This window comes from Woronichinia naegeliana WA131 (genome assembly GCA_025370055.1).
In the GTDB taxonomy this organism is placed as follows: domain Bacteria; phylum Cyanobacteriota; class Cyanobacteriia; order Cyanobacteriales; family Microcystaceae; genus Woronichinia; species Woronichinia naegeliana.
The window spans coordinates 6,060,282-6,076,639 of record CP073041.1; the positions used below are offsets into that span (position 1 = coordinate 6,060,282).

Consider the following 16,358-nt stretch of genomic DNA (forward strand, 5'->3'; position numbering starts at 1 on the left):
GCTTATCAAAATACCATAGCTTGTTCAAGTAGTTCCGTCATAATAAAAATGTGCAAGATGTTTTTTCTATCACTATTTTACAATCAGATCAAAGCGATCGCCATTCTCGAAGCAATCAACTCCTGAAACGCGATCACTATTTTTAAAACAATTAACTCTTGTAACGCGATCGCCCTTCTGTGGTCTGTGGAGCGACCACAAGACCAAAACTCCGAATCGAGTAGAGGCAGGTACTAAGAAGCCGAAACCTACATTGTGAGGTTTATGAATCACTATCCATTTACGGCGGTGAGGATCTCAAGTGGAAAGCATCGGCAATTCCCAATTTAATGTTCCTGATTTAGAAGCCCTAGCTCAGGCTTCCCACGACAAGGGCATTCCCTTAATTGTGGATAACACCTTTGGCTGTGCAGTTTGCTTAGTACGATTTATTAATTACGGAGCCGATATTGTTGTCCAGTCGGCGGCTAAAGGGATTGGCGGTCACGGAACCTCGGTTGGCGGCATAATTGTAGATTCAGGAAACTTTAACTGGGGTAGTGGCAAATTTCTTCTATTTACGGAACCCTTGCCTGGCTATCACAGTTTGAATTTTCAAGCGGTTTCTGGCCCTGATGATTCCTTCGATGATATTACTATGACTGAACTGCATTCCTTAGATTCTTGGCAACCAGAAGACTTAGAAAAAGCCTTGCTAAATTTTGAAGCAATTCAAGAAGAACTTAACTATCAACAGGCCCATCATACTCTACAAAATTTAGTGGCAGATCTCGATCTTAATGCCCAAGAAAAAATTGGTTTAGAGCAAGAAATCGATCATCTTTGTACAATGTTAGAAAAACTGGATCAATCGGTGATTCAAATTGCTGCTTTTGGCCTAGTTGGTCGTGGTAAATCATCGGTTTTAAATGCTCTATTGGGAAAGCCCTTTTTTGAAGCTGGCCCCCTGCATGGTGTTACTCAAAAAGTTGATTCAACCCATTGGCCAGTCAACGAAGATAATCCTTCAGCCTATGGTCAAACTTTTACTCTATCGGGTTGGGGAAATTCCAAAATTCAGTTAATCGATACTCCTGGCATTGACGAAGTTAAAGGAGAAAGTCGTGAAATTCTCGCTAAGGAAATTGCTCAAAAAACTGATTTGATTCTCTTTATCATTGCTGGAGATATGAGTAAGGTTGAATATCAAGCTCTAGCTCAATTACGGGAAGTGGGCAAACCAATGATTCTAGTGTTTAATAAAATTGATCAATATCCTGAAGTCGATCGCCTAACCATTTACCACAAAATTCGCGATGAACGAGTTAAGGAATTATTATCTCCTGAAGAAATCGTTATGGTTTCAGCTAATCCTTTAGTAAGCGAATTACAAAAAGATTCTTTGGGTAATTATCAACGTAAACAATATCGAGGTACCCCACAAATCACAGAATTACGGTTAAAAATTATCGAAATTCTACAACGGGAAGGAAAATCTTTAGTTGCTTTAAATACCTTACTCTGTGCTGATACAGTGCAGGAAAAATTAATAGATCGAAAAATGGAGCTACGTGATACTTTAGCTAATGCACTCATTCATAAAGCAGTGATGCTCAAAGCGGCGGCGATCGCCCTAAATCCGGTTACAGTATTGGATTTATTAACGGGAGCCGGCATTGATGTGGCCATGATTCTTTCCCTGTCTCGGCTCTATGGCATTACCATGAATCATCAAACCGCGATCGCCCTACTTCAAAAGATTGGAGTTAGCATGGGAGGGATTAGTGCAAGTGAATTTTTGGCAACCCTGGGCTTAAGTTCTCTAAAAGGTTTACTGGGTTTAACGGTTCCGATGACGGGGGGAATGGCGATCGCGCCCTATCTCTCTGTGGCTGTGACCCAGGCTGGTGTGGCTGGCGTTTCCGGTTATGCGATCGGCCAAGTAACCAAAACCTATCTAGCCAATGGAGCATCCTGGGGGCAAACCGGGCCCAAAACTGTCGTCACTCAAATCCTAGCAACCTTGGATGAAAAATCAGTTTTAAATCGAATTAAAGAGGAATTGAGAGCTAAGTTAAAAACTGCTGATTTTCAAAAATATTAATTAATACATTTACTAGAACGAACTTCTTAGAAAAGATGATATAATTAAGTTGCTTAGATGAGTCAAACTATTTCTACTATTTTTTATCAATGAGCAACCTTGATGATATTTTACGAAAACTCAAGAACTGTCTTGAAAACAAAACCTATGAGCCAATGGAAACTGATGCTTTTGAATTAAAAGATCTATCTACTAAGGGTAAGTGGGATGAATTATATAAATCTGCTTGTGCTTTTTTAAATACACAAGGAGGAATAATTATAGTGGGTATTCACGAAAATCTTAACTGGCCGAAAAGCTACCAATTAACGGGTTACAATGATAATAATGAAAGTAAACTCATCAGCTTAACTCAACAATTTTCAGATTGTAGGGATAGAAGTTCAAGACCTCAAAATCTAGATCTAAAAGAATTTTTTACATGGGAAATCCATGAATTTTTAGACAAGAGGATTTGTATTATTAAAATTAGAGCTTTGCCAGAGGATCAAAAATATGTATGTTGGCAAAAAATTGCCTATGAACGAGCAATTACAGGTGATCATCAGATTGGAGAGGATAGAATTAATGCCCAATTAGAACAACGGGAAGAATGGAGACGAGCAAGGGAACTTTTGCCTGTTCTCAATGCAACTCTTGAGGATTTAGATTTGGACAAGCTCAATGAGTATATTCAATCTCTTAATCAATCAACTCGCATTGAAACGCTTAAGTCGGAATTACAATCGGCTATTCCGTTCTTAACTCGTAAATTTTTTATTAATAAAGAGCAAAAACCCACACTTTTAGGAATGCTAGTTTGTGGTAAATATGTTGATGATTTTATTGGAGGACGTTGTCAAGTGGATGCCTATGTTCAAGTTGATTCTGCGATAGCGTTAGCAAGAAATAAAAAAATATTTAAAAATAATATCTTAAAATTAATGGATGACAGCTATGATTTTTGCTTACAAAATATTCAAATAGGTGTTAGCTATGCTCAAGGTGGGAGTAAATTACCTGAATATCCTCTTAAGTTAATTCGAGAAACGCTTAATAATGCCCTTGCCCATCGAGATTACCGAAGTGATCAATTTACAATTATTACGATTAAACCAAATAGAAGCTTAGAAATTCAAAATCCAGGTAATTTTCGTCAGCAGATATTAATTACAATTAATCAAACTCAAAATAATAATCAGCATAAACTAAAAATTCGAGCCATTATTCCAGAACCAAAACCCAGTAATCCTAAATTAGCAGAAATTCTTAAAGTTTATGATAAATGGGAAGGTCGCGGTATTGGTATGGCATCCTTAACAAATGCCTGTTTAAATAATGAAATTGATGTTCCCTACTATAAATTGGGACTAGAAACTGTTAGCTTAGTAATTCCTAGTGGTAAAGTCTATGATGAATCGGAGGAATATTGGTTAGATAGTTTTTCTGGCTATCTTAAAAGAAAATACGATGGTTACGAACCTACTACAGAGGAAAAAATTGTACTTTCTTATTTTTTTAAAACTGAAAAATTAAATCGCTTGGAATGCTATACGATTCTACTGACTCAAAGCAATAATCATTTTGCAGTCATTGCTAAATTAGAAGATAAAGGACTCATTTATAAACATCCAGAAAGTCCTTCACCTTATGCTGTGTATTTAGTTGACAGAGAGCTTGTCAAAAGTGAATTTACATCAGAACTTAAGCGAATTTTTGGACAAGACTATGATTATCTGAGTAAAGATTATAAAGAGGTCTTAAATGTGATCTATCATCTTAATAACTATAGTGATAAGGAATTCGCTAGTGCAAATTTAGTTGCAAAAATTATGTATCTTCGTGATTCTAAAACAGTAATTAATATTAAAAATTACGAATCTTTCAAACGTAAAATTAGAACAATTTTTAAACAGTTAGAGACTTCCCATCTTATTGTTAGACCAGACCAAAATAAGCGAATGTTTTATATCAACAAAAATTTTCAGCGATCGCCGCTCTTTTAATCTCTTTCCGTACAAGGCTCAGGGTTTACTACTGCCCTGGACAACCTGTTTTAAAGTGGTAAAGGTTTCCAGACCAATTAAGCCGCGACGATGACCCTTTTGATTAGAAATACCCAGAAAAAGAGATTCTCCCTGTTTTGGATTACGGGAAAAACGCGGGGAAGTATTAATATAAACTAACGCACTATCAATTCCCATCGCAAATTGACGGCTTTCTTGGTAGGATTCGGTAGCAATACAGTCTGCATGGCCACTACTATGTTGGTTAATCCAGGCGATCGCTTCTGACAGAGTAGAAATAGTCCGAAAAGCAACAATTTTTTCAAGATAGGGTTTATCCCATTCCGCTTCCTTTGCGAGGGAAAGATAATTGGAAAATTCTTGACAGATGGCCTCATCTCCCCGTAATTCAAACCCTTTTTCCTGCAAATTGTTAAAAAGACGGATTAATAAAGCACTATTCTGAGTTGGACTAACCAATACTTTTTCAATGGCATTAACTGGATCGGGTTCACTGGCATGACTATCCAAAATCATCCAACGGACTAATTCCAAATCGCCTTTAGCTGACCAATAGAGATAACAATTGCCCATCGCGGCTCGAAGAACTGGGGCCCCCGCTTGATGACTGACCCGTTCCACTAAACTGGGACGACCGTAGGGAATAATGAGATTAATATATTTATCCTGAACGACCAAATCTTGGATCACTGGCACTTCATCACTGGATAAACTGGCTAAACAGCCTGACGGAAAGCCCACATCCGCTAAACTTTCTTGCAATATCTGGGTAATTGTCGCTGCCGAATGACTGGAAACACCACAACCCCGCAAAATTAAACTATTCCCCGTTTTGACACAAAAACCTGCCGCGATCGCCGCTAGTTCAGGAAAAGCTTCATAAATTAGAGCAACGACCCCCAGGGGCATCAATTGACAATAGGTTTGGGACGGATTGAGTTGATAGGGTGCATTCATCACCCGTTGAATTGGATCAGGCAATTCGGCCAATTGTTCTAAAATTTCGACAGTAAATTCCAATCGCTCTGGCGTTAACTTCAGCCAATCTAAAAAACAATCGGAAATCGCCATTTCTCGACTCATCTCTAGGTCTAGAGTATTGGCTTCCAACACCTGGTCAAAGGAGGCCGCCAATCCCTTCGCCATTGCCTGGATACCTCGATTGCGATTCTGTCCAGAAAGTTGTCCCAATTCCAGAAAGGCATCTTTAGCAGCCTGTAAAGTGGGAATAAGAGACGGTGGCAGGTTATCTTGAGCCATAGATGTTTAACGCCGATAGACTAACCAAAACACATAGTTGAGAACCAACAAAAAAGTTGTTGCCATCATTATCCCTAAAATGACGCTCAATAAGGGGTAAGCATGTAGGGCAAAAAATAGTGATCCTAGCAGAACCATCAGCATCAGGGCGAACACTGTGGGCAAGGAATCTGCTTGAGAATGAGGATTAACAACTCGCCAACGATAGCCATTCCAACGCCATAGTCGTTTGGCCGGAGAGGGGGAAGAGACCAGTTCAATTTCTTGATTTTTTTCATCAACCACAAAAATCTGTTTGCAGCGATCGCAACCAAAAGCCTCCGTTAATACAATCGACAGCAAGCGGCCCCGACGACAGAAAGGGCAGGGATACTGATGGTTGAAATCAACCTTGATCGGCTTTCGAGAACGCACAGAAATTTAAGCAGGGTCAAATTGGCTAGAAAAATAGCTGGTGTCTAATCGTCAGTATAGTAACTGAGTGGGAAAATTGGAGAAGTCACAAATCGCCCAACCGTTTAAAAAACCTCATTAGGGCTTGGTATTAACGCTCACCGGCCCATTAACCAGGGTCTGACAGGCGAGACGGTAGGAGTCTGGTTTTTTGCGTAAAACCTTTTCCTCAAAAGCTGTTCTGGGTGACAGGTTTTCTATTCCCGTTACGATTTCCACAACACAGGTTCCGCATTGGCCATAACCCCCACAGTTCATCAATTTTCCCTTGAGAGTATAGAGATCAATACCATTTTGTAACGCTTTTTCCCGCAGATTTGCCCCATTGGCAACAACAACATCTTTATTTTCCTTGACAAAAGTAATGGTCATTCGGACTCCAGTAAATAGGGCAGTAGGGGGGGACTCTATTAAGAATCTTGACGTTATTTTAAGTTATTTTACGCCATCTCCGTTAGAAGCAAGTTGTCTATTCTTTAGAATCTATGCGTACAAAAAGACTAAGGCTCTTTTGATCAGGCTTTTAAAAAAGTTAAGATCAACCTAAAATTCGCGATCGCCGAGTTTCTGAGACTTTTCTGAGATTTTTCTGAGACTTAAGGGCGAACTTCAAAGAGATTATTATCCGGCAGGTTACTGACAAAGCGTTGTAGGCTATTCAGAGATTGGTTATAACCAATAATGGCTTGTAAGAAACGACCCCGGGCATTGGCAAGATCCCGTTGAGCATTGATTACATCAGTTTGAGTCCCGACTCCCGCCTGAAAACGTAACCGTGCTAAACGCAGAGCTTCCTCAAAACGACGAACATTGGTTCTCGTACTACTGATATTGTCTTTATTAGAAATGAGGTTGTAGTAAGATTGTTCGACATCATAGCGAATCTGATCCCGTTGTTTAGCAAATTCACTTTGGGCTAAATCCATCTGCCGATAAGCCTTGCGAGCTTCAGCAAAGGCCCGGCCACCATCAAAAAATCGCCAAGTCACTTTAGCAGCAAAGGAATAGCCATCCACTACCCCCACAGAGTTATCAAAATTATTCTGATAAGTATAGTCTGCCAGAAAATCCACCTTAGGTTTAATGCCAGAGAGGGCAATATAGCTGTCCTGTTCGTTAATTTCAATTTGCAACAATTGTTGTTCCAGTTCGGCTCGGTTTTTGTAGGCTTGAACAATAGTCTGATCTAAGGGCATATTCCAGTTTCCCGCTTCTGTAATTTCATCCGCCGCCGTGAGTTCGACCTGTTGACCCACACCGAGGATTTGGGCCAGTTTACGTCGGGCATTGCGTTGATCGGCGATCGCTCTGGTTAAAGCTTCGTTAGCAGTGGCCAGGTCGCCTTCAGCCCGTAGAACATCAAAAAGGGTTCCTAGACCAGCTTGCTCTAACAAACGGGCATCCCGTAAACTTTGGGACGCATCTTCAACCGAAGCCTGGGCGATCGCTACCTGAGCATCTGTTCCTTGTAGAGCATAATAGCGATCTGTGGCATCAAAACGAGTTTGTTCCGCAATTACTTCTATTTGCAACCGGCTATTTTGAACCAGCTTTTCTGCCTTTGCAATCTGGGCGGATCGCTCTCCCCCTGTATAAATATTATAGGTCAATTGAACGTTCCCCTGGGCATTGGTTGACTGTTCGTTCTGCAAAGGAGTTTGAAACTGGGGAAGAAGTGTTTGATTATTGGCCGTGATCAGGGCGTTGTTTAACTCGGTTGATGGACTACTATCCCGACTAAATTGAAATTGCGTATCAAGGGTCGGAAATAAAGCTGATCGAGCCGCTTCAAGGTTTGCCTGTTCTACTTCAAGGGAAATATTCGCCTTTTGGAGGTCAATATTATTTTTGAGAGCCAATTCAATCGCCTGATTGAGCGTGATTGCCTGACGAATATTTGTATCGACCTCCCTCGCTTTTGTGGGGAATAAGAGAGGATTGCCAGAGGAATTCAGGTTATTGGGAGCCGGATTTTTGGGCAGTCGTAGAGAATCCTGGGAGGTTGGGGCGGGAAAAGTGGCTGGTTGGGCTGATGGACTTAATGAATCCGGGGCGGGAAAAGCAGAAGGACTCTCAGCAGGGGACTGAACATCCGATGGAGCAGGGGCTTTATCACGATTGGGCGCACCGGTCGAAGTTGATTGAGATAATTCAGAATTGTTGACGGGAGTTGTACTGGGCTTATTTTTAAAATTCTGTATTAAATTAGTTCTCTTGTCCGAAGAGGGGGTTTTATCTAAAGATTTGGCAAGCAGTAAAGATATGTCACTATCCAGTTCCTGACTGAGGGAATTTTGCAAAGGAGAGTCTTTTAAAATCTTTTCATCAAATTGGCTATCTGGTAAAAGGAGAGTATCCAAGGAACTCCCCCCGACCAATGGATTGACTTTTTTCGTTTTTGACCAAGGTGCGGGCGCGAGAGAAGGGGCAGTCTGGGCATTTGCCGTCCAGTTAAAGGGAAGCATTAAAACAACACTGGTTCCCAAGGTCATAAGCGATCGCCAAAGGCGCAGATTCAGGGGATGCGACATAGTCATGGATAGTAACAGGCGGGTTGATTTCATGGGAGTTTGTCCAGAAAAGTCGTCTCTTAACTAGAGCAGATACATCGACAATAAACTTCTCTCGCTAAATAACTTACCGCATTCGCAAGGAAATTGAAAATTTCCTTTAGACAGAAAGTCCCTTCAGCCTAAATTAAGGACGAAGAATGATCAACATTGACTCGACGAAAAGTTCTGCTTTATTTGAAGATCATGTACTTCCCTTAAAACATTACCTTCAGATTCGGTAACGTCCAAGTTTACTAAGACCTGGGATCCGTTGAAAGGTTCCAGGCTGAAGATCGTACTTTATTTCTCAAAACCATGATTTACCTGTATTATAGTGCTGTGCTGTATTTAGGCAATAGGCTGGATCTCACCTGTTGATTAACCCTGTATTCAAGCTAAGTCAGTTTAAAACGCAGGGGTTCACAAAACTTAGTAACGTCAGTTTCTAGGGCATACAACACAATTGGAGTGGTGAGTAGAGGATGACAAAGTTTGCTTTCGATTAAATGTTCTACCGTCGCAGCAATATTTCCCGCCAATAGGTCTTCTTGAAAATCCCCTTCACAAATGGCAACGCGACAACGTTTGGCTAATCCCTCTAACCAGTCATTGCGATCCGGTTGTTGACCCACTTGAATGCCCAAGGAAAGAGCCGCGTCCTCTAGATCACCTTCACAGTCTTCAATGGTATCTAAGGCAATCAAAGCATCGGGAATATGGGCTAATTGGGAACGATATTGGGCGATCGCTTGAGATGTTAATAAAACCATAGGGAAATAGTGATAACGCGAAGAAATGGAAAATTAGGACTTAAAGTTGAGAGCTTTGCGGGATAGTCCCTGATGAAGTTGCTGGGTATCGGAGCGGCCAATTTTCTGGAGATGACGATTCATTTCTAAGCTACAGACTAGCATCACTGTCCATTCACCCAAAAGGATCATCAAAGCATAAAGAGGAGAGGCATTATCCCCCGCAATCATCGGTAAAAAAGTGAGAAACCAGAGATTCGCATTGGCAGGTAAATGAAGGTGAGAAACGATTACTCCCCAGATTGGGGTGATCACCAATAGCCCTACGACTCCTAAGGCAAATAGCTGACGTTTTCTGGTATTCAAGAGCAGAATTCGTTGATAAATGACAGCATAAACGCCGGTAATACTTAAACCGAGGATAAATTCTCCCCAGACGGGCCAACGATAGTTCTCTAAGGGGAACAATAAAATAGCCGGTGTTACATAGAGAAAGATAATTCCTAAATTGACGGCGATCGCTAAATTGGCAGGGCTTTTTTCTCCTAACAGATAATCTTGCCAGAGATGACGAACCTGGGCGGGTTGTTGATGACGATAACGGGCCCAAAGTTGTAACATTGGACGTTCGGGACTAAGGGTCAGGATTAAAACGGCAATAAAACCAAACAGCAGAAATTGGAAAATAATAAAATTAAAATACAGTTGACGAGTTCCCACCTCTTGAGGGACAAATCCTAGCCCTAAAATAACGAAAGCAAAGGTTAAACCATAACTTTGAATTTTACTCAAAAATAACTTTTGAGAACTCCGAAAACGGCGATTAATAGCTAGGGTTAGCCAATAAGTCCAGATACCATAATTGATTAACATAAAACCTATTCCTGTCCAAGCATTGGCAAAAATAGGCTGGCCATACCATTTTAAACTGGTTAATACTGGCTCAGAAAAATAGTTAACGGTTCTAAACGGTAAAAAGGTTGACTGTACCAAATAGCCTAGAGATTGGCCCGGATAGAAAAGATTAATCCAATTTAAGGGACTATGGAAATTCACATCGTCATTCCAAAGACTCATCAAGGTCATTAGAAACAAAAATAGAAATAGAGAACTACTAGTTGCAAAGGTTTGTAAGCCGACTAAACGTTGACCCATCAAGCCGACTAATAGCGCGATATGGTAGAAAAAAGCACAACTCGCTAATAAAACAAGATAAAATGCCAAAATTAAAGGCAAGGAAATTTGAGCCATCCATCCTGCCCAGAGATGAAGCGGCAAAGTCATCAAGGCTAATCCATACAGGAGGATCGGCACTCCCAGTAATTTACCCAGAAAAATAGTTTGAGCTGATTGGGGACTAAGACGAATAAAATTAAGGGTTCCCTTCGATTCTTCCTGGGCTAGATCATCAATTAATAAAAAAGTGCCTGCTACTAACAGCGTGATGATCCCAATTAAACTAATGGTAATAAAGAGATCTAGCCACCACAATTGCCAGTTAATGACTTTATGACCTAATAAATCTAAGACACAAAAATTATTAAAAATGGGATGTTGACTCGGATAATTTTGATAACCATTCCAGCCAGGAGGAGGACTACCGAGACAGTAGCGATTAAATGGATTGGGATCAAGCCGATTGTAAGATGGCAAAAATCCTCGGAAGAAAAAATAAAAGAGAACTTGAGAAATCACACCAAAAGTTGTCAATAACCAAAGGTTACGGGTTTTAAGGCGACTTTTCAATTCTCGCAATAATTGAGGATTCCAGTCTCCTAGATGATCTAGCATTTGATCGAATTGGTGATGAAAGACTGACATAGTGATAATTCTCCTAATTTGACTAATTTATTCAATAACTCTCAAGCAATAATTTTTAAGAAACCTGTTGATGCCCTAATTTTAAAAAGATTGCTTCTAAATCTTCCTGAATAGTATGAAATTCCGTTACCGCTAAACCAGAGCCAATCAGCGATCGCAGTAAGTCAGCACTGGCTTGAGTATCCCCTAAAAACTGAATTTTCAGGCTATTGTGTTCAGGAAGCGATTCCCAGGTTTTTACCCAGGGAGATTGTTTGACTTCGGTGATTAACCGCTCTAAATTGTCCAACACCGAAATTTGTAATTGACGACCGGCACGACGGTCATAAAGGGTGCTAAGGGGGGTGCTTTCCACCAAACAGCCTAATTCCATGATCCCGATCGCCGTACATAATTCTGCCAGATCACTTAAAACATGGGAAGAAATAAAAATGGTCATGCCACTGGCTTGGAGAACCTTAATAATTTCTCGAAACTGCATTCTTGCTAAAGGATCTAGCCCCGAAACCGGTTCATCTAATAACAACAGTAAGGGAGAATGAATGATAGTGCGGGCTAAACTCAAACGTTGTTTCATGCCCCGTGATAATTGGGCAATTAGACTATGGCGTTTACTGGTTAATTGCACTAATTCTAGAACTTCTTCTAAGCGTTGACGACGCAGGGGCGGTTTCAAGAAATATAAACGGGCAAAATAATCTAAATAATCCCAAACCGTTAAATCTTCGTAGAGGGGAAAATCATCGGGTAAATAGCCTAAATACTGTTTCAGTTTGGCATTACTCTCGCCTCTGATTAAGCGATCGCCGAAAAGATAAATTTCTCCGGTGCTGGCCTCTTCGGCCATGGCCAACATTCGCATCAAAGTCGTTTTTCCAGCTCCATTGGGGCCAATCAAACCATAGACTGTGCCGGTTTCTACTTCGAGGTCAACATTATTGACAGCCCGTTGTCTTTCAAATTGTTTCGTGAGGCCCTGGGTAGCGATCGCGGCAGTTTCAGTCATAGGGCTTGTCCTGATCTAGGCTTCTACTCTACCGTTAGCTTAACCTGTCTCTGTGGAGATTGTTTGGTCTGTGGCTAAATTTTTGACTGTGTTTGTGGGGGGGCTAATGATGGGACTGGCCATGGCTCCCACGGCTGCTTTTTATCTGGCTTGGCTGGCCCTAGCTCCCCTCTGGTTATTCATTCTCAATGCCCAAAAACGTCCTTTACCTGCTCAACTCAGACAAACGGCGATCGCGGCGATCCTTTGGGGAGTGGGATATTATGGGCTGTCTTTGTTTTGGATTACGGGCATTCATCCGATGACCTGGATGGGAGTTCCCTGGCTGGCTAGTTTAGCCATTGCTTTAGGCTGTTGGTTCTTGATAACACTTTTTGGGGTTGGTCTAGTCCTATTCTGGGCTTGGGGACTAGTGCTTTGGGACAGTTGGCCGCAGCAGTTTAGAGCCAAAAGTAGAGCAAAAGAACGGACAAAATTTTGGCAGGCTCTAATAATTAGTGCGCGTTTGCTTTGGGGGGTTACGTTCTGGTGTGGACTGGAAGCATTGGGCAGTGCGGGGCCACTTTGGTGGAATTCTTTAGCGGCGAGTCAGAGTCCCCATAATTTACTCATTTTGCAATGGGGTCAATTCTCTGGATTGAGTACCGTTACCGCCGCGATCGCCTTAGTGAATGGTTTAATTGCCGAGATCATCTTTTTCTGTCGTTATCATCAAGTTACACCGAGACAATTGGGATTAGTCAGCAGTTTCCCGGTCAGTATTTTTCTGAGCTTGCATTTTTTCGGTTTTTGGCTTTACCAACAGCCGTTAGGGGATAATCCGCAACAAGCCATTAAAGTTGGTATTATCCAGGGCAATATTCCCAATGAAATTAAACTCTATCCTCAAGGATTGCAAAGGGCGATCGCGGGTTATACCGAGGGATACCAAAAACTAGCAAAAATGGGGGCAGAAGTCGTACTGACACCGGAGGGAGCCTTACCCTATTTTTGGGAAGATATTGTGAAAAGTAGTGCCTTTTATCAAGCGATCTTGCAAACTAAAATTCCGGTTTGGTTAGGGGCTTATGGGACTAAAGACGATGCCTATACCAATAGTCTGTTTGCGGTGACAGGAGCCGGCAAATTAAGCGGTCGTTACGATAAAGTTAAACTAGTTCCCCTGGGTGAATATATTCCCTTTAGTGCTCTATTGGGCAAAATTATTGATCGTCTTTCTCCGCTTAAGGGGGAATTAACCCCTGGCAATCCTCAACAGATTTTTCAGACCTCCTTTGGTCAAGCTATTGTCAGTATTTGTTATGAATCTGCTTTTCCTGAACGTCTTCGTGATCAAGCGCGACGGGGGGGAGAATTTATACTTTCTAGTGCTAATAATGCCCACTATAGTCCTACCATGCCAGCCCAACACCATGCCCTTGATGTGATGCGAGCCATTGAAAGCGATCGCTGGGTAGCCAGGGCAACCAATACAGGTTATTCCGCTATTATTTCTCCCAGGGGTAAAACCCTTTGGTTATCAGACTTAAATCATTACCAACTGCATTTAGACACCATCTATCGACGCAGAACTCAAACCCTCTATGTTGCCTACGGCGATCGCCTAACGCCTCTGTTAGCCATACTGAGTTTAATCTTCTGGATGGTACGAACTGGACTACTCTATACCCAAGGCTTCTAAGCGTGCCTGGAGAGCCAGCAGTTTTTGTTCGGCGGCCTCCCGTTTTTGACGTTCTTGCTCTAACTGTTGTTGAGCTAAGATCGCAGCTTCCTCTGGGGTCGGTACTAAATCCCCTGCTGCTGTGAAATACCTTAATTGCTGACCATAAACACCCAAATACAGACCTAGTTCCTGGCTCCATAACCAACCCTGTTCATTGGCGGCGATCGTCTGATATTGACCTTCCACGAGACGAAAGCCTTCTAGGACATGACTTTCTGGATCAAACCAAAAATAATTGGGAGTCCGAAAAATATCCTGATAGATTTGTTTTTTTTCTCCTCGATCCACAGAGGCAGTGCTGTCTGAAAGAATTTCAACAATCACATTCGGATATTTACCGTCTTCTTGCCAAACTACCCAACTTCTACGGTCTAGTTTCCGTTCTGTACCGAGTACAACAAAAAAATCGGGGCCGCGAAAAAATTCTGATTTACGTTGTTTAGGGCTGTAATAAATGGTTAGATTACCCGCCGCAAAATAGTCTTGACGTTCCTGCCAACACCATTCCAGACATTGAATGAGAATTAAAATTTGTCGAAGATGTAAGTTACTTTCCAAGGGAGGTTCATCACTCCAGAAATCACCCGTCGGAAAAATTATCTCATGGTTAACAGCCGGAGTAATGTTTGGGGCATTTGGTGAAGAAATAACTGGAGGAGATTCAATAAGAACAGTGGAAGTCATGGCAATTGGCCGTGATCTGTGCTGATAAGACTGAGTTTCATTTTATAGGAGTTCTGGTGATGATAGGATCTAACCGACTCTAAATTAATTTTGTATTATCTTTGCTTTTATGCCTAGTTATCTTAAAACGGATCTGTTGGTGGTGGGAGGAGGAACGGGAGGCACGGCGGCGGCAATCCAGGCGGCTCGTCGAGGTGTAAAAACCATTTTAGTGAGTGAAACACCCTGGCTAGGAGGAATGTTAACCTCAGCAGGAGTGGCGGCTCCCGATGGTAGTGAATTGGCGGCTTGGCAAACAGGATTATGGGGGGCTTTTTTGCGATCGCTGCGACAGGAACAACGGGGCGGCTTAAATCATGCCTGGGTAAGTTTCTTTACGTTTACGCCCAGGGTAGGAGCCAGCATTTTTGAGCAATGGGCCAATCAGTTACCCAATTTAACCTGGATTAAAGATCAGGTTCCTCTGGAGGTTTTACGTCAGGGCGATCGCGTTACAGGAGTTCGTTTTGCCGACTATCAGATTGCAGCCTGTATTACCTTGGATGGTACAGAATTGGGGGATTTATTAGCCATGGGTGATATTCCTCACCGTTGGAGTTGGGAATGGCAAGCGGAATTTGATGAACCTTCGGCCCCCATTAAACCGAATGTAGTCAGCAATCGCTATCCAGTACAATCTCCCACCTGGGTATTTTTGATGCAGGATTACGGCGATCAACCTGCCCCCAAAATTTCTCCTTTACCTGGCTATGATCCGACCCTTTTTAAGGATGCTTGGAAAAACTATGGAGTAGAGCGGTTTTTAACCTACGGACGTTTACCGAATCAGCAATATATGTTGAACTGGCCCATTTTTGGCAATGATTACGGCCATGATTTGAATCGGTTAATTGGCACACCCGCAGAGAAGCAAGCCTTTTTACAAGAAGCCTATGAACATAGTTATCATTTTGCCTATTTTTTGCAACAGGAGACGGGTAAAAATTTGGGGTTGGCTCTAGATGCCTTTCCAGCCATTAATAATCGTTCTACGGCCTTTGCTCTCCATCCCTACTATCGTGAAAGTCGCCGTTTACGAGGTCAAGTCACGATTACAGAAAGGATGATTTTACCTCAAGCCGGTGGTGTAGTTGCTCCCTTACCGCTCTATCAAGATCAGGTTTCTAGTATTGCTGTTGGTAATTATCCCAATGATCACCATTATCCAGGGTTTGAATTTCCCCTCGCGCCTAAATCCCTACGTTGGGGCGGATATTGGACAGGAACTCCCTTTGCCATTCCCTATCAATCCTTGGTTCCTGAAAAAATTCAAGGTTTTTTAGTCTGTGAAAAAAATATTTCTGTTTCCCACATGGCCAATGGTAGTACTCGTCTGCAACCCTTAGTAATGAATATAGGTCAAGTCGCCGGAATGGCTGCGGCCTTATGTATTGAGCAAAACTGTGAACCGGAAGCTTTATCGGTGCGATCGCTGCAAGAGGCATTATTGACGGATTCATTGGCCCCAGCAGCCGTTATTCCCTGTTTCAATTTACCGCCGGATCACCCTGAATGGCTAACCTGGCAACGCTATTACTTAGATCATCCTCAAGACTATCCTTTAGATGGAAATTGTCCCTCTGTATCTCAACCTTATCAGTTTCAGGGAAGCGAAGTTTATGAGGGAATTTTTGAGAAAATTAATGAACAAGAATATCATTTTCATGTTAATCTTGAACCAACTGTAACTTGGCAATTAGTGACAACCAGACCAGAGATCAACGCTCAATTCCAACAACTAGAAACCGGGACAAAATTGACGCTATCAGGGGATTATAATGAGTCAGAAAATTGGTTTATTGTGTATTAAAAATCAGGAGAATATTAGTTAAGCTTCCTTGATTTTCAGTTTTATTACTAATTATGACTAATCATTACAAATGGAGATTGTACGAGTTATTGTCGGTCATAATGACTCGATTACGGCCAGCATTTTTGGCACAGAATAGGGCCGTATTAGCTACTTGGATAACTGTTGGCAG

12 protein-coding genes and 1 pseudogene are annotated in these 16,358 nt (G+C 41.8%); 5 read left to right on the top strand and 8 right to left on the bottom strand.

Features of this window, described 5'->3' with window-relative positions:
• Nucleotides 1–301 precede the first annotated feature (301 nt).
• From KA717_30810 to KA717_30820, 3 genes and pseudogenes are all read left to right on the top strand, one after another.
• Nucleotides 302–484 (top strand): annotated as a pseudogene (locus KA717_30810) (PLP-dependent transferase).
• Nucleotides 485–637: 153 nt separating this feature from the next.
• Nucleotides 638–2,083 carry a GTP-binding protein gene (locus KA717_30815; protein UXE64822.1) on the top strand — a complete coding sequence of 482 codons (1,446 nt, stop codon included), beginning with the start codon at nt 638–640 and terminating at the stop codon, nt 2,081–2,083.
• Nucleotides 2,084–2,172: 89 nt separating this feature from the next.
• A complete protein-coding gene (locus KA717_30820; GenBank protein ID UXE60024.1) occupies nt 2,173–4,068 on the top strand; it encodes a putative DNA binding domain-containing protein in 1,896 nt (631 codons plus the stop codon).
• A gap of 18 nt (nt 4,069–4,086) precedes the next feature.
• On the opposite strand, the gene KA717_30825 is transcribed toward KA717_30820, so the two are convergent.
• From KA717_30825 to KA717_30855, 7 genes are all read right to left on the bottom strand, one after another.
• On the bottom strand, nt 4,087–5,349 hold the full coding sequence (locus KA717_30825; protein UXE60025.1) for a glutamate-5-semialdehyde dehydrogenase: 1,263 nt from the start codon (nt 5,347–5,349) through the stop codon (nt 4,087–4,089).
• Nucleotides 5,350–5,355: 6 nt separating this feature from the next.
• Nucleotides 5,356–5,691, bottom strand: a complete 336-nt coding sequence (locus KA717_30830) for a hypothetical protein (protein ID UXE60026.1) — start codon at nt 5,689–5,691, stop codon at nt 5,356–5,358.
• 189 nt (nt 5,692–5,880) lie between these two features.
• Entirely contained in the window at nt 5,881–6,174 is a 294-nt protein-coding gene (locus KA717_30835; protein UXE60027.1) for a (2Fe-2S)-binding protein, read from the bottom strand.
• Nucleotides 6,175–6,398: 224 nt separating this feature from the next.
• Nucleotides 6,399–8,339: a TolC family protein gene (locus KA717_30840; GenBank protein ID UXE60028.1), complete on the bottom strand. Its 1,941-nt coding sequence runs from the start codon at nt 8,337–8,339 to the stop codon at nt 6,399–6,401.
• A gap of 410 nt (nt 8,340–8,749) precedes the next feature.
• Complete coding sequence (locus KA717_30845) at nt 8,750–9,124, bottom strand: hypothetical protein (GenBank protein ID UXE60029.1); 375 nt, start codon at nt 9,122–9,124, stop codon at nt 8,750–8,752.
• A gap of 33 nt (nt 9,125–9,157) precedes the next feature.
• On the bottom strand, nt 9,158–10,756 hold the full coding sequence (locus KA717_30850) for a hypothetical protein (GenBank protein UXE60030.1): 1,599 nt from the start codon (nt 10,754–10,756) through the stop codon (nt 9,158–9,160).
• Between the two features lie 223 nt (nt 10,757–10,979).
• A complete protein-coding gene (locus KA717_30855; protein UXE60031.1) occupies nt 10,980–11,930 on the bottom strand; it encodes an ABC transporter ATP-binding protein in 951 nt (316 codons plus the stop codon).
• Nucleotides 11,931–12,000: 70 nt separating this feature from the next.
• On the opposite strand from KA717_30855, the gene lnt reads away from it, so the two are divergent.
• Complete coding sequence (lnt, locus tag KA717_30860; GenBank protein ID UXE60032.1) at nt 12,001–13,611, top strand: apolipoprotein N-acyltransferase; 1,611 nt, start codon at nt 12,001–12,003, stop codon at nt 13,609–13,611.
• Here lnt and KA717_30865 read toward each other — a convergent pair.
• Nucleotides 13,588–14,337: a Uma2 family endonuclease gene (locus KA717_30865; GenBank protein UXE60033.1), complete on the bottom strand. Its 750-nt coding sequence runs from the start codon at nt 14,335–14,337 to the stop codon at nt 13,588–13,590. The genes lnt and KA717_30865 overlap by 24 nt on opposite strands.
• A 109-nt stretch (nt 14,338–14,446) precedes the next feature.
• Between KA717_30865 and KA717_30870 the strand changes: the two genes are divergently transcribed.
• Nucleotides 14,447–16,186, top strand: a complete 1,740-nt coding sequence (locus KA717_30870) for an FAD-dependent oxidoreductase (GenBank protein UXE60034.1) — start codon at nt 14,447–14,449, stop codon at nt 16,184–16,186.
• Nucleotides 16,187–16,358: the final 172 nt, after the last annotated feature.